This window comes from Microbacterium sp. ARD31 (assembly GCF_031844425.1).
This window is the reverse complement of the sequence record NZ_JAUZVE010000048.1, coordinates 1-20752: the sequence shown is the minus strand read 5'-3', so window position 1 is coordinate 20752 and position 20752 is coordinate 1. Positions and strand designations below refer to the sequence as shown.

Below are 20752 nucleotides of genomic sequence, written 5' to 3'. Positions count from 1 at the left end.
GATGACTACCGCAACGCTCGCCCTGTGCATCATCCTCGCGGTCGCCGGCGCGATCCTGGTCATCCTCGGCGCCGCCCACAAGCCCAGCACCAGCGGGCTGCCCACGCGCAGCGCGCTTCGCGGGAAGGCGACACGCGACTTCACCCGCACGCAGCAGATCCAGCTCGTCGGCGGCGCCGCGGTCGGTCTGGTGTTCGCGCTGATCACCGGATGGTGGCTGCTCGTGATCGCCGTGCCCGTCGCCGCTGTCGGCCTGCCATGGCTGCTGCAGAAGGGCCCCGAGGAGAACACGATCGCCAAGCTCGACGCCCTCGAGTCCTGGACCCGCAGCCTCGCCGGCCTCACCGTCTCCGGCGCCGGCCTCGAACGCACCATCGCCGCATCGCTGAGCAGCTGCCCCGAAGCGATCCGCCCGCAGGTCACGCAGCTCGTCGCGCGCATCAACGCCCGGTGGACCACCACCGCGGCGCTGCAGGCGTTTGCCGACGACCTCAACGACGAGACCGCGGACGTGCTCGTGATGCACCTTCTCCGCAAGGCCGAGCTCCGCGGATCCGGCCTCGCGGCCTCGCTCGAGGATCTCGCCAAGAGCATCTTCGAGCGGGTCAAGATGCGCCGCCAGATCGAAGCCGACCGCGCCACCCCGCGCAACGAGGCACGGTTCGTCGTCTACTTCACCGTCGCGCTGCTCGTACTCCTGGTCCTCGCCCAGCAGTACTCCGCCCCCTACGGCACCCCGATCGGTCAACTCCTGTTCGCCGCATATCTCGTCAGCTACGCCCTCGTCCTGCTGTGGATGCGACGCATCAGCCGCGGCGTGCCGGCACCCCGTCTGCTCGTTGCCACCGAGAAAGCTGGTGAGAAGTGAACCTCGCACTGATCGTCCTCCCTGGCCTCGTCCTGGGGCTCGGCTTCGCGCTGGTCATCGCCGCACTGGTGCCCACCCAGCCCAGCCTCTCCGCAGCGCTCGATCGGATCGGCACCACCACCGTCGCCGCCGACCCCGCCTACGCCGCCACCCTCGAGAACCGGGTGGGCTCAGCCGTCCTCCGTCGCGTCGGCGACAGCCCCTCGCTCAAGATCCCCACCCGCGATCTGCGCCTGATCGGCATGAGCGTCAACCGGTTCCTGTACCAGAAGGTGCTCTCCGCCGGCCTCGGCCTCATCGCCCCCATCGCGATCGGACTGATCTTCCAAGTCCTCGGCCTGACCGCGTTCTACATCCCCGCGCTGTTCGGCATCCCCCTCGCCATCGGCGGCTGGTACCTGCCCAACCTGCTCGTCCGCGACCAGGCCGAAGCCGCCCGCAAGGAGTTCTCCCGCTCGGTCGCCGTCTACATGGAGCTCGTCGGATCCGAACGCATCAGCGGCGCCCCTCCCGGCAAAGCCCTCGAGTCCGCCGCCCAGGTCGGACGCAACTGGGCATTCGTCCGAATCCGCCAAACCCTCACCGAAGCCCGCTACGCCGGCACAGCACCCTGGGACGCACTCGAGCAGCTCTCCCTCGAGATCAACGTCCCCGACCTGGGTGAAATCGCCAAGGTGATCAGGCTCTCGGGGGAGCAAGGAGCGTCGGTATATGAGACACTCAGGGCACGGGGGCAGAACCTCCGGGACCGACTTCTGAATGATGAAGTGACGGAGGCGAACAAAGCGACCAACAAGATGACCATCCCGATGACCCTCACCGGCGTCCTCTTCATGCTTCTGCTCGGAACTCCCTTCGTGCTCAACGCATTCTTCTGAGACGTTTGAAGTCAGATGTCCGCGAAGGCCCAAAACCGAGGCCTATACCTAATAGACCAAGCACCACCCACCCACACAGAGAAAGGAACCAGGATCCTATGTCGACCCTGAGCCGAGAGTTCCTGTCCCGCATGCGCGGGCGGGCAGCTCGCTTCACCGAAGAGCCCGAACGTGGCTCCATCACCCTCGAGCAGGTCATCTGGACCGCCGGCATCGCGCTCGCCGCCGTGGCCGTCGTGGCGATCATCGTCACCGCGATCAACGCCTACGCCGGCCAGATCCCCACCGGCTGAAAGAGCCACCCGCAGATGGTCCGCACCTCCAACACCGGTCACCGGCAGCGCCTCAGAGAAGCGCTCGCCGGTGATCGGGGTGCGGCCACGCTGCAGAACACGATCATCGCCCCGGTGCTGCTGCTCGTCCTCGCGGTCTTCCTGCACCTGGGGATCATCCTCCACGCCAACAACCTCGCCCACGCCGCCGCCACCAGCGCCTACAACGCCGCCCGCGCCTACAACGCCAGCGGCACAGACGGCTCCGCCGCCGGCCTCGCAGTCCTCAACCAATCCGGCTCACCGATCAGCGGCGCATCCGTCGCGGTCGACCGCGGCGCCAACACCGTGACCGTCACAGTCACAGGCACCGCCCCCTCCTTCGTCCCCGGACTGACCACCAACATCGACGTCACCGTGACCGGCCCCACCGAAAGGTGGGTGAACTGATGCGCACCATCCGAACCCTCATCGCCAAGCTCCGCGACGACCGCGGCTCTGCCGGCCTCGAGATCGCCATCCTCGCCCCGGCCCTCGCCGCGGTGCTCGTGCTGCTCGCAGCTGCCGGCCGTCTCGCGCTGGCCGGCAACGCCGTCGAGTCCGCTGCGTCTGCAGCGGCCCGCGAAGCATCGCTCGCGCGCACCACGGCCCAGGCGCAGGACGCAGCCGAAGAGATGGCGCGGATCTCGATGGAGCAGTCCGGCGTCAACTGCACGACCCTCTCCGTCAACATCGACGCCTCAGGCCTGAGCGCCCCGATCGGCACCACCGGCCGAGTCAGTGCAACCGTGTCCTGCACCGTCGCGCTCAGCGACGCCGCCATGATCGGCCTGCCCGGCACCCGCGTCCTCACAGGCACCGCCGCCTCTCCCGTCGACGCCTACAGGGAGCGGCGATGAACACCATGATCCAGAGGCTCCGAGCCAAGTTCCGCGACGACAAGGGCGTCGCGACGATCTACTTCGTCATCATGACCGTCGCGTTCCTCGCGATCGTCGGACTCGTCGTCGACGGCGCCGGCAAGGTGCAAGCCAACCAGCAGGCCTACACCACCGCAGCCAGCGCCGCCCGCGCCGCAGCGAACGCCGTCAGCGGCCAAGCGATCAGCGACGGCACCACCGCGATCGACAGCAGCCGAGCCGTCAGCGCCGCCAACGGCTACCTCGCCGCCGCCGGCGTCGGCGGAAGCGTCGCCGTCAGCGGCGACCGCATCACCGTCACCGTCGACACCGACTACTCGGCCACCTTCCTCCCCGTGCCGTTCCCCGTCCAAGCCACAGCCACCGCAGAGCTGATCACCCAGTAGGAGAGCCCCACCATGAGCATCAAGCGCCTCGCCCTCGCCGGCATCATCGCCGCCGCACTGACGCTGACCGCATGCACGGGCACCGGCAACCAAAACCCCACCGTCAGCCCCACCGACACCCCGACCCCCACGCCGACTGTCGCGCCTATCACCGGCGAAGCACCCGCCGACGAGGATGAGGCGATCACCAAGGCACAGCAGACGATCACGCTCCTCTTCGATGTGTGGGAGCAGGTCGACGCCACGGGTGGAAACAGCCCCGAGCTCTTCGACATCGTCGCCACCGGCCGCATGCTGAGCCGGGTTCAGGAAGACGCGTCGCGGACCGCCAACGGGCCCATCCTGAACGAGGACGGAGAGAGCATCGAAGGCCAGGCCACCGTTGAAGGTCGCATCGAGTTCGAGCCGACCACGGCCTACGGCCAGGAATACGAGGGCATCGCCAATGGCCTCGTCATCGTCCCCGGTTGCCAGGATGCCTCCGGGCGCATCACCACGACAGCTGATGGCAAGCCTGCAATGCAGAACCCGACCCCGCGCAACGAAGTTGAGTTCCACGTCATCTACGACGCCGAGACCAAGACCTGGCTCGTCAACGATCGAATCGACTTGGGGACCACATGCTGAGACGAGGAATCGCAGCGCTCGCCGCCGTTATCGCCCTCATCGCGGCCTCTCTCGTCGCTGCCATGCCCGCGCAGGGCGCCAATGGCGTCTACTGCGACGCAGACAACAGGTGCTACCTCACGATCTCGATGCCTTCGGATCCGGCGCCGAACCCGGACAGCAACGGGTGGACCGCTGGCGCGCCGACCTGCTACTACGAGAACTCACAATCTGGTCTCTTGCAGATGGGCTGGACGGATGATCAGATCCGCGTTTTCGATGGCGGCACCTACCAGCGCTTCTACGCGATCATCGACTGCGGCGGCTCGACGTCGTACTGGTCGAACACCCGGCAGTGCTACGTCTTCATGAAGGACGGCGTCTGGCCGGCTCGCCCGCCGGGCTACTCGCAGGAGGCTGGCTACTACGGCTGCATCATGTTCAACCCGTCGCCGGGTGGATCGCCGGGCCTGGGTACGGAGAGCCAGTTCTGGAGCGAGACGGTCCCGCCGGGGCTGCGGGTGCTCACTCCGGGTGCCGCCGCGCAACAGCTGATCTCGACCTTCCAGCTCCGAGGCATCGACATCGGCATGGCCCCTGAGGTCAACCCCCAGTGGGGTCACCGTCGCGGCTACGTCGGGGTTCCGATCTGGCTCTGGGTCAACAACCCCGAACCGCTGACCTGGGGCCCCTATACGGAGACCGCGACGCTGGGTGGGCAGACGATCACAGCGACCGCTCAGGCCACGTCCGTTCGCTGGCAGATGGGCGACGGCGCGTCGACGACCTGCGGCAACACTGGCACTCCGTACAACGTCGGCTACGGCATGACGACGTCGCCAACCTGCGGATACCAGTACACATCGACCTCGAGCCGGAATCCCGGCGATCGCTTCACGGTCACGGCCACGACGAACTGGACCGTGACGTGGACCTCTCTCGCCGGCCCCGGCGGCACCGTCAACCTGACCACCAACAGCGCAGTCGACCTCGAGGTCAACGAGCTGCAGACCGTCATCGTCCCCTGACCCCCAAGGAGGCATCATGAACCGCATCGGAAAGGGCCTCGGGTCGCTGATCCTGCTCGCCGTGCTCCTGATCGGTATCCCCGCCGGGCTCGTGTTCTTCGCCGGCAACCCGCTGCCGTCGTGGGACGAGCTCGTGGCCGGGTTCACGATGCGCGACTACACCGGATCCTTCCTGATCGGGACGATCATGCCGATCGTCGCGTGGATCGCGTGGGCAACCTTCGCTGTCGGCTTCCTCGCCGAGCTACCCGCGCAGCTGCGCGGTGTGCCGCGGCCTCGGATCCCTGGCCTCGGCGTCCAGCAGAAGGTCATGGGCGGTCTGCTCGCCGCAGTCATCGCCCTGTTCTCGCCTGCGGCCGCGTTCGCGTCAGAGGTACCCACGCAGCCTTCGGTGTCCATGAGCGCCTCCGTCGTCTCGGTCGCGCCCACCGAGGCCGCGGCTGAGGAGGCCCCCGTCGTCGAGGCGGGCCCGCAGTACGTGGTGACGGGAACGGACACACTCGCCCGGATCGCAGAGAGCACGCTGGGCGATCGCAGCCGCGCTGCGGAGATCTCCGCGCTCAACCTCGGCGTGCAGCAGGCCGATGGGGGAGCGCTGACCGCGTCGGGATGGCTACAGGAGGGATGGGTGCTCACCCTGCCTGCAGACGCCGTCGTACCGGCCGCAGCGGATGCCGCGGCCGCGCCTGCCAGTGCCGAAGCGGAGACGGTCACCGAGATCACCTACGAGCAGCGTGACATCGTCTCCGGCGACACCCTGTGGGACATCGCGGCCGAGGAGCTCGGCGATGGTGCCCGCTACCCCGAGATCTTCGAGGCCTCGAAGGACATCGCTCAGCCTGGCGGCGGCACCATCACCGACCCGAACTGGATCTACCCCGGCCAGCAGGTCAACATCCCCGTGGCCACCGTCGTCCCCGTCGCTCCGACTGACGACGCGGCGGGCACCACCGGCAGCACTGGCTCGATCGACACGGACGAGGGCGCTGCTGGCGCCGTCGACGTCGACGCAGACGAGGGTGCTGGTGCCGCGGGTGCTGGCGGCGGCGCTGACGAAGGCGCTGGCGCGTCGGGTGCGGATGCCGCGGCCGAGGACGAAGCCACGAGCGGTCTGGGGTTCACCACGGATGACACCCAGGCGCCCGCCGACGAGGCGCCCGTCGACGAGGCTGCAGCTCCGTCCGCGGCCGTCGACGTCGACGAGGACGATACGAGCGGCATCGAGGACTACTTCCAGGTCGCCACCATCGGAGGCATCGGCGCTACCCTCGCCGCCGGTCTGCTCACCTTGCTTGGCTGGCGGCGGCTCAAGCAGCGCCGCGACCGCAAGCCGCGCCAGCGGATCGCGATGCCTGACGAGACGGTGTCCTCCGTGGAGCTCGAGCTGCGCGCCGTGGAGAACCCGCTGGGGGCCGAGGCTGTCGACACAGCCCTGCGCCACCTGGCCGTGTGGGCGCAGGAAACCGGCAGCCGCCTGCCTGCGCTGTACGCCCTCCGCCTCGACGAGAGCTCGGTCGCCGTCTACCTCGACGAGCCGACCGACCTTCCGGCACCGTTCACCCAGTACGACCCCGAAGACAAGCTCGCCTGGATGGTCGCGCTGACCGACCTCGAGCCTCTCGACACGGTCCCGTCCGCGCCGTACCCGGCGCTGGTCATGCTCGGCCACGACGACAACAACGGGCACATCTTCGTCGACCTCGAGCGGATCGGTGCGCTCAACGTCACCGGCGCCACCGGAGAGCTGCGCCAGGGCGTGCTCACCGCCATCGCGATCGAGCTCGCCGCGAACACCTGGTCTGAGGACGTCCAGGTCACCCTCGTCGGTGTCGGCGATCGCCTCCCGCTCGCGCTCGGCAGCGGCCGCGTGCGTCACGTCGAGGACACCGAGACGCTGCTGCGCAACCTGCACGGACAGGCCGCGGCGGTCGAAGCTGCTCTCGCTGAGCTCGGCGTCGACGGGCTCGAGCAGGCACGTACTACCGGAGCGGATGCGGAGGCCTGGGCGCCGGAAATCATCATCCTCGGCGACAACCCGGACGAAGCCACCCGTGAAGCCATCAGCGAGCTGGTCACCCGGATCCCGCGGGTCGGTATCGCAGCTGTCAGCGCCGGCCACCTGACGGGCAGCTGGAACCTGGCACTCACCGAGGACCGTCGAGCTCAGCTCGAGATCCCCGGCACCGGCGTCGCCATCCCGATCACCCCGCAGCTTGTCGGCACGCGCGAGTACAACGAGATCCTCGCGCTGTTCGACGTCGCCACAGAGGGCGCCGCTACCGGCGTCGCGCTCGACGACGAACTCGAGCTCGACGAGATCCCCGCCGCTGCAGTCGAAGCCGACGAGGTCGAAGCCGAGCAGCTCCCGCTCGTCGACGAGCCCGACGTCGAGATCTCCGAGCCTGTCGCCGCCGAGAAGGAGGCGGAGATCTCCGAGGCGGACGAGGCAGCACCCGCCGCCGTCGACGAGGAGCCGGCGGAGACCGTCACGGTCGACCTGGTCGACGAGGAGGCCGCGGCCGAGCACGACGAGCCGCTCGCGGCGATCACACCGCTGCACCGTGGGCCGTACCTGCAGCTGCTCGGACCCGTCGAGGTTCGCGGCGCGCGTGGAGAGGCGCCGGTGAACCCGAACACCGCCGCGCAGTGGCGATCGGCAATCCGCAAGGGGACCGAGCTGGTCGCGTTCTTGTCGGTGAACCCGAACGCCACCGCCGAGCAGGTACACGCCGTGTTCTGGCCCGGCCAGATCGCCTCGGGCAAGAAGGCAAACGACGACCGCAACGGGCTGACCTCCAAGACTCGCCGCTGGCTCGGACAGAACGATGACGGCGAGCTCTATGTGCCGCTCGTGACGACGGGGGAGTACCGGCTGCACGAGGACGTCCGCTCCGACTGGCAGGACTTCCTCGGTCTCATCGGTGACGAGATCTCTGACACCCCCACCGACCGGCTGCTCGCTGCGCTCGAGCTCGTCAAGGGACAGCCCATCAGCGGCGTCCCCGACAAGCGCTACGTGTTCGCCGACCGGCTGCGCAACGAAATGATCGCGACCATTGGCGACGTCGCCCATGAGGTAGCCACCCGCAGCCTGTCCACAGGGAAGGTCCGACACGCACGCCTCGCCTCCGCGATCGGACGCATGGTCGACCCCATCAACGAGGTCTTCTGGCGTGACGGTCTGCGCGCCGAGCACCAGGCAGGCGACCACGCCGGCGTCGAGCGACTGATCACGCAGCTCGAGCAGAACCTTGCCGCCGTCGACGAGGACTACGAGCCCGACACCGAGACGCAGTCCCTCATCGCTCAGCTGCGACAGCGCCACGCGATCGCCAGCTGACCCATGACCACAACTCGTGAGGCCCCCCAAAGCGCGCGCGCGGGACGTTTCCCGGCGTTGCGGTACCCGCTCGCGGCTGTGGGGGGCTTCGCTCTGTCAGCGGCCATCACAGCGCCCCTGAGCCCCGATCTCGGGCTCACGGTCGGCAGTTGGGTCATGATCAGCGTCTACAGCGTCTACGGGGCGCTCCTGGCGCGCACGGACCTGCAGGAGCGTCGACTGCCCGACGCGCTCACACTCACGCTCGCCGCCTTCCTGACGGGCACCGTCCTCGCTCTCGCGATCACTGCCGGCGCCGGCGGTGCAGCGATCTCTGCAATCAGCGGCGCACTCGGCCTCGCGGTGTTGCTGGCAGCGTTCGGGCTGCTCGGGCAAGTCGGTTTCGGTGACGTGAAACTCGCTCTCAGCGTGGGGCTGCTCACCGGGTGGCACACCTGGTACTTCCCGTTCATCGCAATCGCGGTCGCCTACGTCCTCGCGTTCCCCCACGCGATCATCGCGGCGGTGCGACGCAAGCACGGACACGAGAGCACGGACCTCCCGTTCGGCCCCTACATGATCGCCGCCGGCCTGGTCGTCGCGATCGTCGCCACCCTCGCCACCCTCGCCAGCTGAATGTCCGACGAGTACTACAGCCCCGAAGGGGAGTACCTACGGCGCGTGCTGCGGCGCAGGCGCGCGCGGACCGAAGTCGCGGCCGCGGGCTGGTTCGGCCGCAGACGCGCACGCGACCAGCTCCGTGAGCTCGAAGAGAGCGACGGCCTCGACGATGCAGCACAGCGATGGGCGCGTTCGATGCTGCTGACCGAGATCGCGAACGCCTGGGCGCGGACCTCCCGGCATTCCAACGAGTGGCATCCGCGACTGCTCGAGCACCTTCCGGGCCTCGCCGAGGAGGCCGCGGCCGAGGCTGTGCTGCAGGCCGGTGACGACGAGTTGCTCCACCCGCTGCTCACCGCCGCGGCCGCGGAACAGCTCGCGCGTGAGAACGTCGATCGGGTGAGGCGCGTGGTGGACGACCCGACCATCTACCTGCTGCGCACCACGACGCCAGAGGGGAACCCGATGACCGTGCTGCAGCACGCTGCGAGCGGTCTGCGTGGACGATTCGCCGTCGATCCCTTCGACGGGTTCGGTGACGTGTTCTCGAAGCCCTACGACATCCCGTCGATCAACCCGGACAACCCGCACGACGATGGCAACCGCTGGGAGCTGTACGCGGGTCTCGGCATCGGGCGTCGCCTGTACCTCTCCGCGGCCGACCTCCACCCACACGTCCGCTGGCGTGCCGGTATCCAGAGCCCCTATGCGGCGCCGCTGCGCACCAGGCTGCACGACGCCGACCCGTACCACTGGGGGGCGAGCTGCACCTGGTGCAACGAGCGGCGGATCATCTGGCGCGAAGCCGACCCGACCAAGCTCGCCGAACACCCCATCACGCCGGCGCCGGCCGCGATCGCCCCCCGGATCATCGAAGTCATCACCAGCTCGAGGTAGCAGAGGGTCATCCTCCGTGGATGCTCGCGCCGACGAAGACCGGGGGAGAGGCCACCTGTGGCAGCGCCTCCTCACGGCCGCACACCACGCACGCCAACGCGGCAGGGCGATCGCGCATCACCACACCGCAGCAATGCGGCTGGGTGCCGGCTGCCAGCCAGTCGTGGACCATCCTGCGAAGCTACGCCCCCGCGCGGCCGCGAGCATCGACTTCTCCACAGCACGTTCCCCAGACAGGTGTTTTGTGGCACAATACCTATATGGGAATCGAGTGGCCGGAGTCAGCTGACAAGCACGACATCCCCCACGCTGACGCTCTCTACGCAATGCAGAACGCGACCTACACGAGCATCAAGGTCAAGATCAACGACGGCGACACCCGCAACCAGCGTCGCGTCTTCATCGGCCCACAGCACGCACAGACCGATCGGCTGATCGAAGTGCTCATTGAACTCAAGCCCGGCGGCAACTTCGTCGTCTACCACGTCATGCCGCTGGGCGCCTACTACCGCCGACAGATGGAGGAGGAGAACGAATGACCCTCAGCAAGAAGGACCAGGAGCGCTACGCCACCCTCGCCGCGCTCGAAGAGCAGCCCACCGGCGCGTCAACGCCGGGGGATAGCGCCCACGGCGCCGACGCCGCAGCCATCGGGCAGCAGCTCCTCCTCGAGGCCCTCGGAAGCACACAGGCTGTCGCACGGGCCGTCGGAGGACGACCCCGCGTCGGCGGCACGGCCGCGGGATCCGGCGCGTCCCCGACGATCCGCACCCGCGTCACCCCGACCCGCAAGCGCGAGGTCGACCAGCTGCGCGCGCAGCTGGGGATGAAGACCGACTCCGACGTCGTCCGAGCCGCCCTCGACGAGTACGTGCAACGGCACCTGCAAGCCAGCGCATGACAGCGGGGAATGTCGGAGACGACCACTAGGGTCCGCCCATGCGCGTCATCGGAACCATCCGCAGCACCGCCACAGAGCGGATCACCGTCGAGGCCGGCAGCTACCAGGAAGCGCGCGAGATGCTCGAAGCGCAGATCCCCGAAGGCCACGAACTCATCGCCATCCGCACCGACGACACCGACGCCAGCTGACCATGGGCACACTCGCAGACTCGATACCCGCAGCTCACGCGCGAAGCGCCTGGGCTGCGGGTATCGAGCCCCTGCGTGAGGCGTTCCCACTCCACGCCGACAAGCTCGTCCGCGCGATCGCGTACTCCTACATCGAGCCCCTCCCGACACCGATCTTCATCATCGGGGGAACCCCCACAACCCGAGACGCGCTCGCCGACGCACTCGCCGAGCTCGCCGGCGAGATCGAACGACCACACATCGACCCCCTCACGTTCGCAGGAGTCCGACGTGCCGTCGTGCCCGGCAGGCCACTGGTCCTCACCAGCGCCCCCCACGTCAGCCCCCGCGCACCACTCAGCGCGCTCGACGAGATCGAGATCGAGAGCTTCGTCTCATTCGCCACCCCACTCAGCAAGGCCTCCGCGCTGATCATCGCCAGCTCTCAGACAATTCAGCCGCTCAGCGCCGAGCGCTCCATCACCATCGAGCTTCCCCAGCGTCCGCGCAGCCTTCAACCGCTCCGCTCGCTGGGAAGTGAACCCGCCGCTGCCGGCCGACGCATCATCGCGAGCTATCTGCAGCAGAACGCGCCCCACCTGGATCTCGACCCTCATGGGATCAACATCGCCCGACATCCCGACTTCGCCAAGCCCCGGCGCCTCGACGCCGCGTTCTACCTCGGCGACACGATCCTGAGCACCCTCGGCCTCGATGCTCCCGCCCAGCCCGCGACGTCATGGCTCGGCGAGGACGACCAAATCATCTGGGCCCTACGCGAGGCCGTCAGATACCTGCTCGCCAACGGCGGCGAGCTCACCGACAACGCCAGCCAGACCAAGGAGTGGGTGATCGGACGCACCGACCACCGCTACCTGTATATCCGCCCCACCGAAGCGCTGCCCTTCATCCGGGCCGCGCACGGTGACCCCACCCTCAGCATCAAAGCGATCACCACGACACTGCGCCGGCTACATCTGATCGGCACCAAGACCGGAACCGTGACCGCGCGAATCGGTGGAGAACCCACCCGCGTCTGGAAGATCCCCGCCGATCGAGAGATCTAGCGCGACACGCCGAGCTCAGCGAGCGAAGACGGGCCACACCACCCGAGGAATCCACTCCGAGGAAGCGTCGGATGACACACAACCCTCGTCGACGCAGCAGTATTGCTCGCACGTCGCTGTAACAGCAAAGCCCGACTCGCGCGCAGTGGTACACAATTGAGGTGTACCAACGAAATTAGCGCTGACCTGGGGTTTCATTACCTCTGGTACACCTGCCGATTCGCAAGGTGTACCAAGCATTTTTGCCTTCTGATCAGTGTTTTTATCGCGTTTGGTACACCTGGTACACCTTTTCAGCGGCAGCCCTCACACATGCGCGCCCGCGCGAGGCGTAAAAGGTGTACCAACAGCGAAGCCAAACTTTTTTCGGGAACCGATGTCCGCGAAGCGTCCGAGGCTGGGCCTATACCTGGCATGAGAGCTCAGAGCCGTCTGCGCGACGCACCGAACCAATCCGTGATTCTGAATCAGCTACGTGCTAGAAACAGGGCATGCCAGCCAGAGCGAAGCCAGGACGTCGTTCATACGGCCCTCGCGCCGTCAGGACGGTTCGATATCCGGAGGCCTACGACCCGATCCTCGAACGCCTCGCTGCGGAGTCTGGGATCCCCCTCAGCAGCTGGCTTGCGCTGGCTGTCTCACAGCAGGCCGGGCTTGAGATCCCGGACTACGTCAAGGACGAGTTGGAAAAGGCGGCGCGCGAGCGCGCTACGCGCGAGGCAGAACAGGAGCTCGACATGCTCGACATGCCAAAGTCCGCGTAGAAAGACTCAACCCCCTCCGGTCTGCCAACCATCGGGGGTCTTGAGTGCTTTTGGGTCACAGCCTCCTGCCAGAGGCTGATCAAGTTACTGATGCTGAGTCAGTCAATCCATGATCGGATGTTCATGATTATAGCCGCGATATTGCGGATGTCTAGCGTTGGTGTGGCCGTCGTGTCGCACACGCTGGGCGCTGCAGCGTGCACCCGAGGGGGTGTGCTGCAGCGATGACGCTTGAGTACACCGGCACGTCGACGGCTACGAACTCTCTCGATCGTGTTCTCGAGGCCCTGGACCGGGGCGGGTGGAAGCCCCGCCGGCAGGGAAGCCAGCACATGGCGCTGTGCCCAGTGCACGGCGACGCGATGCCGTCGCTGAGCATCCGCTACGACCGCACCGGCGGCAAGGTGATGTTGCACTGCTTCGGCTGCGGCGATGCCTTCGATCTCCGCGACGTGTGCGGCGCGCTCGGCCTGACCGTCAGCGACCTGTTCGACGCACCGCTGCCCGCCGATCGCCGCACCGGCTCGCGCACCCCGCGGGCGAAGCGGCCCTCGCTGCCGCCGCGGCTGACGCAAGATGAGCTCGCCCCCAAGACTCCGGATCTGACGGGCGCGACATGGCGCCAGGTCAAGGTCTACGAGTACGTCGACGACAACGGCGTCGTCCTGCAGCGCGTGCACCGCGAAGAGACCACCCTGGACGGACAGCGGCACAAGAGGTTCACGCAGAGCTACCGTGGCGCCAACGGCCGGTGGGTCAAGCGCAAGCCCGAAGGCTTTGCGCCCCTCCTGTACAACCTCGCCGCGATCCGCGCAGCGGTCGCCGCCGGCGGCGACGTGTGGCTGCTCGAGGGGGAGAAGGACGCCGACAGCGCGATCGCCGAGGCCCTGGCCGCGACGACGAACGCCGGCGGTGCCACGGCGTTCCCCGCCGAGCTGCTCGAGCAGTTCCGCGGCGCCACCGTCAACCTGGTCGTCGACAACGATCCCGCCGGCGCACAGCGGGCCGCGGCGGTCGGCGCGCAGCTGGCGGAGCTGGGCATCCCGGCACGGATCTACCTGCCCAACCTCGACGACCGCAAGTCGGACTTCACCGACCACATGGACGCCGGCGGCACCGTCGCTACGCTCGTCGAGATCTCCGTCGACGACGCCCGCGCCATGGTCGCCGCGGCCGAGGCAGACAAGCTCGTCCACGGCCGCACCGGCGTCGCCGTGTGCCTCAAGGAAGCGACTGCCCAGCTTGAGCAGAACCAGCAGGACCGGGCAACCTCCGAGCAGCACGCCGAGGCGTGGGCGCGCGAGTCCCTCAACCGCCTCGAGCGGATCCACGCGATCAACCCGGACCTGACCGCGGAGCAACTCAGCGACCGGGGCCGCGTCGCCCTGACCGAGTACGCGGCCGCGGTCGCGGAGGGCGCGCGGATCTCCCGCGACACCTACATCGTCGCAGGTCTCGACGTGCCCCAAGCGGTCGCCTCCTCCGTGGTCGCAACCCGCCCCGTCGTCGACGAGCAGCAGCCGGCAGAGACTATCGAGATCACCCCCTCCGCACCCCTCACGCAGACCGGCAGCGGCGGCGGGGGAGTGTTCTTCGGCAACGACAACCCCGAGGACCAGCCCGAGAAGCGCCCCTTCATCCGAGGCAACCACTACGGCGTGGTTGAGGGGCAGACCGTGCTCATCAAGCACACCCCCGGCGACGAGGACGACCAGTACCATCGGGTCATGCACGGCTGGGCAGAGGTCCAGACAGTCGCCATCGAAGACGACGGCACGGACAACGAGATCGCTCGCCCCCCGCACCTGTACGTGATCAAGTTCTCCCGGTGGGTCCGCAACGATCGCGGCTACCCGATCCGCGACAAGGAGACCGGCCAGTTCCAGACCGAGTCGGTGGTGCTCAAGTACACCGAAGACCAGATCCGCGACGGGTCATGGTCCAAGGCGATGCCCTGGCCTGGGTTCCTCGAGTCGAACAGCCGCCGCGGCGCGGATCAGGCATGGGATGCGATGAACGCGATCAAGCCGCCGCGGAACAACAGCATCGTGCACACCACGGTCGGATGGCGCACCACCGACACCGGCGACTACTTCGTGCACGCGACCGGCGCGATCGCCAAGAACGGCGCGCTCGGCGTCGAGGTCGACGTCGCGACGACCTCCGAAATCTACGCGATGCCCGAGCCGACCACCGACCGCGACCAGCTGCGCCAGGCGTGGCTCGACGGCACCGTGGCGCTGCGGGAATCCGAGCTGCCCGCCCGTGTGATCGCACCGCTGCTCGGCCACTCCTGGACCGCCCCGGTCCTGCCTGGCCCGATCTTGCTGCACCTGGTGGGCGGGTTCGCTTCCTACAAGACCTCACACAGCCGTCTGGCCGTGCAGTACTTCGCCCCGAACCTCACCCACAACACCAAGGGCCTGATCTCCGGCGCATCCGGCGGATCCACCGCGATCGGCCTGCAGCGCACCCTCTCCGCGATCAGCAACGTGCCGGTGATCGTCGACGACTTCGCCCCGGACGGCAACGCCAGCGACGCGATCCGCCGCATCAGCACCCTGGGCCGCACCGTGTTCAACGGCATCGGTCGCATCCGCGGCAAGCAGCGCGGCGGCGCCGAGGCCGACCGCCCGATCCTCGCCAGCATCATCACGTCCGGCGAACTCTCCGCCCAGGGCTCCGCCGACTCCCGCATTGTCAACCTCCCGCTGGATCCCGCCACGCTCAAGAACGGCGGCGTGATCTTCGGTCGCCTCGAGTCCAAGCGCGCCCGCCACGCTCGCGCGCTCATCGGTGCTTCGCTCGTGCAGTGGACGGCCGCGCGCCGTCAGCAGCTCGTCGACGACTTCACCGAGGCCGAAGAGGACAGCGAGCACCGCCTGTGCACGCAGGCCTACTGGCGTGAGGCCATCCCCCGCCAGAACGGGCACGCGGGCCTCCACGACCGCCTCGTGCAGTCTGCCGTGGTCCTGGACCGCGGCATCATGATCATGCTGATGATGCTCCGCGACCTCGACGTCATCAGCGACGACGAGGCCCGCGACTTCTACGGGTGGGCGCGAGCGGGCATCGCCGAGGCGATCAGTCTGCAGGACTCGTCCGCATCCGACCCCGCCGAGCAACTCATGGAGTACCTGCGCGAGGCGATCGCCAACGGCAACGCTCACCTAGCCGGCATGGACGGCACAGTCCCCGACGATGCGAGCTCGCTGGGGTGGGCCGACCAGTCCACCGGAATGAACCCGCAGTGGCGCCCCAACGGGCAGCGCGTCGGCGTCATCAACAAAGACCGCCTCTACCTGTTCCCGACGACGGCCGTCGCCGTGGCCCGTCAGATGTCGCAGCGCGCCGATGAAGCGTTCAGCGACACCAAGACCTCGCTCTCCTCGTCGATGCTCTCCCACGGCTGGCTCATCGCGGACGGCGCCGGCAAGCGCAGCGTCGTCCGCCGCACCGGACGGTCGATGCAGCACCGCGTGTGGGACATCCCACTGTCCGCGCTCACCGGCAGCGGCCCCGACACCCCGAACGACGACACCGGCCTGGACGGGGGAGAAGGCCCCCAGACGCCGCCCGAGAACGACATCCCGTCGCTGTTCGAGGCGCCCAAGGTCGACGAGGCCACAACCACCCCCGAGGCGCCCGCACAGCCCGCCGTGACCGAGCCCCAGCAGCCTGCATCCGCAGAATCACCCGCCGCGCCTGCCCCCCGACCGGCAGCGCCCGCACAGCCCGCCGTCGCGACGTCGGCCGAGGACTTCCGTGCACCGCTCGGCGTGCTCCACACGGACGGGCTGTGGCTGTCCACGGGCGAGCTGATCACCATCCGCGGTCAGCTCGAGCACGCCGGCCAGCTCGCGCAGCTCGCCACCGACCTCAACCTGGGCACCCGCATCAACCAGGGCACCAACGGGGCGCGCAAGACCGAGCGCGGCCAGATCTTCCTCACCATGGAAGCCGCTCTCGCTCTCGGACTCCCGCTGGACACCCTGCCCGAGTCCACCGACTCCGACTACGGCAAGCTGCTGCGCGAAGCCACCAAGGGGCACCCGTTCATCACCATGGCGACCGAGACCGGATTCTCGCTCAGCGGCGACGGATCCATGGCCGGCAGCATCGACATCTGGCGCGAGGATGACCGCCGGATCGGCGCGCACATCGCCCTCATCCCTGCCCAGGACTTTCGCTTCATCAGCACGATCCTCGACGGCGACCCAGACCCCGCGACCATCGCCCGTCGCCTGGGGAAGTTCACCGCGGCGCTCAAGTTCCCCTACCGCAGCAGCGCCGGCACCACCGGCACCAAGCTCATGCGCGCGCTGCTGCCCCGCGACAAGCACGACGAGATCTACTACCCACAGGACCGCCCCGGCCCGGTCAAGGACCAGATGATGGCCGAGGGTGACTTCAACTGGCAGCGCAAGCTCTTCGGCGACGAGCTCGAGCAGCGCTGGGTACACGGCTTCGACCGTGGAGGCTCCTACCTCGCCGCCGCGAGCACCGAGGTCGGCGTCGGAGCCCCCACCCACTACGACGGCCCGCTGCAATTCACCAAGGCCACGAACAAGCCCGGCTACTGGCTGATCACCGCACCGGAACCCGGCAGCTGGCTGATGCCCGACATCTTCGCCGCCCAAGGCATCGTCCGTGACGGGTTCACCGGATCGCAGATCTGGGTCACCACCCCCACGCTCGAGCTCGCGAGCGAAATGGGCCTCGAGCTCGAGATCCACGAAGCCTGGCTGTGGGACCGCAAAGCCAAGGTCTTCGAGGCCTGGTACAAGCGGGTCCGCGACGCCCGCACCACCCTCGACACCACCGACGTCGACGACCAGGCCGCTCGTGACCTCCTCAAGATCGTCTACGCGGCCGCGATCGGCATGCTCGACTACCGCGGCGACCACGACACCCTCGCCGTGTGGGCCCCGCACCGCCACGACATGATCGTCGCGAAGTCCCGCGCCAACATCATCCGCCGCGTCCTCGCCAACGCCGAGCGCACCGGCCGCTGGCCCGTCGCGATCGAGAAGGACACCGTCGTCTACACCAGCGACCACATCGACCCGCTCGAGGCCTGGCCCGGCGACCCGTCCTGGTTCGGCCGCGGCCTCGGTCAGTACAAGTACGAGGGCTCCGACCAGCTCTCGCATCACGCCGAGTTCCTCAACGGCGACGGCACCTACAAGGGCAAGCGACACCTGAATGAGTTGATCTGATGGCACTGAGCAAGGAAGCGCAAGCGCGGCAGCTCGCCGCGATGTTCGAGGGACTCACCGGGCACAAGCTCCCCGAGGTCTCCCGCGACACCAAATCCATGCTCAAGTTCCTCTTCCCCGGCCAGAGCGACCGGTTCCCGATCGCCACGAAGCTCGCCGCCACGAAGCTCGGAGTCTCCCAGGGCACCGTGCAGCGCTGGATCCGCGGGGCGCAGAATCCCCGCGCCGCGATCACCCAGGAGCTCACCAAGCGCGTCCGCCAGTCCGTCACCACCAAGCGCGGCCGCGGTCAGCTCGCCAAGCGCATCCAATCCCAGATCCCCACCCGTCAGCGCACCATCCGCATCAACGCGCTGCAGGGCCCGTCCGCAGACCCCACGGACAAGAAGTACGTCGCCGAACGGTTCAGCAACCTCGATATGTCGCCCTCCGAGCAGCAACAGCTCTATGACGCCTGGGTGCAAGGCGGCGACACCGGCGCCACCGACTACCTCACCGGCCTCTACGACAACCGCTACGTCGACGGTTGGCAGTTCCACGGCATCAAGGGCGTCGAGTTCCGCTGACACGAATGACCCGGCACCACAGCCTCGTCACGCTACGCTGTATGTAGTGAATGTCACGCTTTTATCAGGTGTGACCGGACTGACGACCAGAGAAAGGACCAGCCGATGGCAGCCTCCATGCCCGAGCTCGTCGACTACGCCTACATCGCCGAGAAGCTCAACGTCTCTCAGCAGACGGTGCGCGTCTACGCCACCGGCACCAAGCAGCGCAAGGCCGGCTTCCCCGAGTCGGTCGCACCCAAGACCGCGCGCTCGCCGCTGTTCCGCAAGAAGGACGCCGACGCGTTCATCCAGCGACGCCTCACCGAGACCGCCGGCGACACCGCCCAGGAAGAGGCAGCTCACAGCGCATTCGCCGAGCTCGGCCGCGAGATCAACCTGCGCAGCCGCGAACAGCTGCAGCAGGCCCTCTTCGAGGATCTCAGCCTGCCCCGCACCGAGAAGGACTCCGTCTCGACGCCAGCGCTCAAGAAGCTCTATGCCGACACCGGATCCACCTTCGTCGCCCACGTACTCGCCTACCGCGGCGCTGCAGTCGAGTGATCGCCTCGCGCTCGCCGCAGCGCCGGCACCAGCTCGGTTGACGGAGCGCGCCCACGCCTCTAGGCTGTGAATGTCACATTCACTAGTAGGAGTCAGGTAATGCCAGACGAGATCGACACGCCGGCACCCTTGTGGTTCACCCCCGAGAGCGCCGACGTCGATGCGCTCGAGCAAGCCTGGGGAGCCCACAAGCTCAGCAAAATCATGGGCGCCGCCCTCGGCAGCTTCAACCGGCTCGGCCACGTCAACGCCGGCACCGCCTCCGACACCTTCGGCGTCTCGGAGGGCACCATCCGCCGGTGGATCCGCGACGGAGTTCCTGCCAGTCGACTCGAGCGTGTCATCTCGCTCGTCCGCCCACCACAGGGCGCATTCGACCAGGAGCGCAAGGATCTCGTCTACGCCCGCGGCGCCGTGACCAAGATCACCACCGATCCAGAGAACGCCGTCGCACTCTGGGGCTACAAGGGCTACCTCGAGCAGTGGGATCTCGCGATCATCAAGATCAAGGGAATGCCCGTCCTCACCGTCCGCATGGCCCGCACCGACCGCGACCGCGCCGCAGACAAGCGTCTCGTCGCCGGCGGCGAGCTCGTCGAGCGCGTGACCTTCCCGAGCTACTGGGCAGCCATCGTCGCCCGTAGCGAGCTCCTCGAGGACGTCTACCCCTACCGAGTCCAGCTGCGCAACACGAAGCTCGCCAGCGGCGCTGGCAAGGCTTTCCTCGACGAGGCTCCCCGCAAGACGTTGCGCTCCTACCGGAAGCGTGCCCGCACCAGCGTCCGCAAGACCACCGAACAGAGCGACTGACAGGCGGCAGAGGCATGCTCCGACAGCTCCCGCTCAACCTTCCCGACGAGGACGAGCTTCTCGCCGTCGCCACGATCACGCTCGACGGCGCCGGGGAGTACAGCCTGAGCATCCACAACATCGTCGACGCCCCGCTCAAAATGACGCCCACTCAGCAGGCTCGAGCGCTGCGCATCCTCGCCACCGGTATCGAAGCAGAAGAAGCAGTCGGCAGAGAGCAGACCCCGTGAGCAAGGGGCACACGGGCCCCACGTTCTGGCATGGCGGGTTCCCCGGCCTCACGGTCGGCTCACGCCTCCTGAGTCCCTATGACGCCGCGGCCGCGCGCATCCCGATCTCATACACACCCCGCGATCGGCCGCAAATCGGCCTCGTCTCTCGCACCGATCGCGTTTACTTCAGCACGCGCCAGGAGTTCGCTCGCGCCTTCGCGTTCCAGACCGAGATCACCACACCCTCCGGCACCCTGACATCGCGAGGCACCCTCTACGCCGTCGAGCCGATCGGCGCCACCGAGGAAGATCCCGACTTCGCCGGCCACGAGATCTCATGGTGCGCGCCCGGCGCCATCATCACTGCGATCGTCGAAACCGATGTGCGCATGCGAGCTCGTGACGCAACCCGCGTCATCGGCAGCTACGCCACCTGGGACGACGGTCGACCGATGTACCTCGAGGACGGACGGCTCTGCATCACCTGGCAGATGGAGAGCCTCGGCCTCACTCAGGACACCGTCGACGAGATCGTGCGTCCGTGGACTCCTGTCGAAACCGCACTCGAGCGCATCGCGACAGCCACCCGTACCCATCACCCCCGCTGACCGGGGGAGCCGCGGTGTCGACCGCGCTCGGAATCGAGGCGAGGCCGGCCGAGCGCAGCGAGCCGGACCTGCCGGGCACCGCCACGACAACTGCACC

The 20752-nt window shown here is 67.9% G+C and carries 23 protein-coding genes; 22 read left to right on the top strand and 1 reads right to left on the bottom strand.

Annotated elements, in window-relative coordinates:
* The first annotated feature begins 1 nt into the window (after window position 1).
* The 11 genes from Q9S36_RS43125 to Q9S36_RS43075 all read left to right on the top strand — a co-directional run bounded on the left by Q9S36_RS43125 (window position 2) and on the right by Q9S36_RS43075 (window position 9795).
* Window positions 2-868 carry a type II secretion system F family protein gene (locus Q9S36_RS43125; RefSeq protein WP_311290909.1) on the top strand — a complete coding sequence of 289 codons (867 nt, stop codon included), beginning with the start codon at window positions 2-4 and terminating at the stop codon, window positions 866-868.
* Window positions 865-1746, top strand: coding sequence for a type II secretion system F family protein (locus Q9S36_RS43120; RefSeq protein ID WP_062635296.1), 882 nt, complete (start codon window positions 865-867; stop codon window positions 1744-1746). Before Q9S36_RS43125 ends, Q9S36_RS43120 begins: the two co-directional genes overlap by 4 nt.
* Window positions 1747-1844: 98 nt before the next feature.
* Window positions 1845-2039, top strand: coding sequence for a hypothetical protein (locus Q9S36_RS43115; protein WP_005052697.1), 195 nt, complete (start codon window positions 1845-1847; stop codon window positions 2037-2039).
* Between the two features lie 15 nt (window positions 2040-2054).
* Window positions 2055-2468, top strand: a complete 414-nt coding sequence (locus Q9S36_RS43110; RefSeq protein ID WP_311290908.1) for a TadE/TadG family type IV pilus assembly protein — start codon at window positions 2055-2057, stop codon at window positions 2466-2468.
* Window positions 2468-2917, top strand: coding sequence for a pilus assembly protein (locus Q9S36_RS43105; protein ID WP_311290907.1), 450 nt, complete (start codon window positions 2468-2470; stop codon window positions 2915-2917). Before Q9S36_RS43110 ends, Q9S36_RS43105 begins: the two co-directional genes overlap by 1 nt.
* Window positions 2914-3324 (top strand): pilus assembly protein TadG-related protein, encoded by a 411-nt coding sequence (locus Q9S36_RS43100; RefSeq protein WP_193599379.1) that lies wholly within the window; start codon window positions 2914-2916, stop codon window positions 3322-3324. The genes Q9S36_RS43105 and Q9S36_RS43100 overlap by 4 nt, the downstream gene beginning before the upstream one ends.
* Window positions 3325-3336: 12 nt before the next feature.
* Complete coding sequence (locus Q9S36_RS43095) at window positions 3337-3951, top strand: hypothetical protein (protein ID WP_311290906.1); 615 nt, start codon at window positions 3337-3339, stop codon at window positions 3949-3951.
* Window positions 3945-4958 carry a hypothetical protein gene (locus Q9S36_RS43090; protein WP_311290905.1) on the top strand — a complete coding sequence of 338 codons (1014 nt, stop codon included), beginning with the start codon at window positions 3945-3947 and terminating at the stop codon, window positions 4956-4958. Before Q9S36_RS43095 ends, Q9S36_RS43090 begins: the two co-directional genes overlap by 7 nt.
* 16 nt (window positions 4959-4974) lie before the next feature.
* Window positions 4975-8298, top strand: coding sequence for a LysM peptidoglycan-binding domain-containing protein (locus tag Q9S36_RS43085; RefSeq protein ID WP_311290903.1), 3324 nt, complete (start codon window positions 4975-4977; stop codon window positions 8296-8298).
* Window positions 8299-8454: 156 nt separating this feature from the next.
* Window positions 8455-8913: a prepilin peptidase gene (locus Q9S36_RS43080; protein ID WP_172400032.1), complete on the top strand. Its 459-nt coding sequence runs from the start codon at window positions 8455-8457 to the stop codon at window positions 8911-8913.
* Window positions 8914-9795 carry a hypothetical protein gene (locus tag Q9S36_RS43075; protein WP_005052679.1) on the top strand — a complete coding sequence of 294 codons (882 nt, stop codon included), beginning with the start codon at window positions 8914-8916 and terminating at the stop codon, window positions 9793-9795. It begins immediately after the preceding gene.
* A 7-nt stretch (window positions 9796-9802) separates the two neighbouring features.
* Here Q9S36_RS43075 and Q9S36_RS43070 read toward each other — a convergent pair whose 3' ends face one another.
* A complete protein-coding gene (locus Q9S36_RS43070) occupies window positions 9803-9967 on the bottom strand; it encodes a hypothetical protein (RefSeq protein WP_228164386.1) in 165 nt (54 codons plus the stop codon).
* 88 nt (window positions 9968-10055) lie between these two features.
* On the opposite strand from Q9S36_RS43070, the gene Q9S36_RS43065 reads away from it, so the two are divergent.
* The 11 genes from Q9S36_RS43065 to Q9S36_RS43015 all read left to right on the top strand — a co-directional run bounded on the left by Q9S36_RS43065 (window position 10056) and on the right by Q9S36_RS43015 (window position 20655).
* Complete coding sequence (locus Q9S36_RS43065; protein WP_311290902.1) at window positions 10056-10334, top strand: hypothetical protein; 279 nt, start codon at window positions 10056-10058, stop codon at window positions 10332-10334.
* Window positions 10331-10696, top strand: coding sequence for a hypothetical protein (locus Q9S36_RS43060; RefSeq protein WP_005052673.1), 366 nt, complete (start codon window positions 10331-10333; stop codon window positions 10694-10696). The genes Q9S36_RS43065 and Q9S36_RS43060 overlap by 4 nt, the downstream gene beginning before the upstream one ends.
* A gap of 38 nt (window positions 10697-10734) precedes the next feature.
* Window positions 10735-10887, top strand: a complete 153-nt coding sequence (locus tag Q9S36_RS43055) for a hypothetical protein (protein WP_005052671.1) — start codon at window positions 10735-10737, stop codon at window positions 10885-10887.
* 2 nt (window positions 10888-10889) lie between these two features.
* On the top strand, window positions 10890-11933 hold the full coding sequence (locus tag Q9S36_RS43050; protein ID WP_005052668.1) for a hypothetical protein: 1044 nt from the start codon (window positions 10890-10892) through the stop codon (window positions 11931-11933).
* 491 nt (window positions 11934-12424) lie between these two features.
* Entirely contained in the window at window positions 12425-12697 is a 273-nt protein-coding gene (locus Q9S36_RS43045) for a hypothetical protein (RefSeq protein ID WP_005052665.1), read from the top strand.
* 224 nt (window positions 12698-12921) lie between these two features.
* The gene (locus Q9S36_RS43040) at window positions 12922-17916 is read left to right on the top strand and encodes a CHC2 zinc finger domain-containing protein (protein ID WP_005052663.1); all 4995 of its coding nucleotides are present in this window, start codon (window positions 12922-12924) and stop codon (window positions 17914-17916) included.
* Window positions 17916-18482 (top strand): hypothetical protein, encoded by a 567-nt coding sequence (locus Q9S36_RS43035; protein WP_005052659.1) that lies wholly within the window; start codon window positions 17916-17918, stop codon window positions 18480-18482. The genes Q9S36_RS43040 and Q9S36_RS43035 overlap by 1 nt, the downstream gene beginning before the upstream one ends.
* Window positions 18483-18587: 105 nt before the next feature.
* Window positions 18588-19025 (top strand): DNA-directed DNA polymerase, encoded by a 438-nt coding sequence (locus Q9S36_RS43030; RefSeq protein WP_005052657.1) that lies wholly within the window; start codon window positions 18588-18590, stop codon window positions 19023-19025.
* Between the two features lie 99 nt (window positions 19026-19124).
* Window positions 19125-19835: a hypothetical protein gene (locus Q9S36_RS43025; RefSeq protein WP_005052653.1), complete on the top strand. Its 711-nt coding sequence runs from the start codon at window positions 19125-19127 to the stop codon at window positions 19833-19835.
* 14 nt (window positions 19836-19849) lie between these two features.
* The gene (locus Q9S36_RS43020; RefSeq protein WP_005052651.1) at window positions 19850-20065 is read left to right on the top strand and encodes a hypothetical protein; all 216 of its coding nucleotides are present in this window, start codon (window positions 19850-19852) and stop codon (window positions 20063-20065) included.
* Window positions 20062-20655, top strand: a complete 594-nt coding sequence (locus Q9S36_RS43015; protein WP_005052650.1) for a hypothetical protein — start codon at window positions 20062-20064, stop codon at window positions 20653-20655. The genes Q9S36_RS43020 and Q9S36_RS43015 overlap by 4 nt, the downstream gene beginning before the upstream one ends.
* Window positions 20656-20752: the final 97 nt, after the last annotated feature.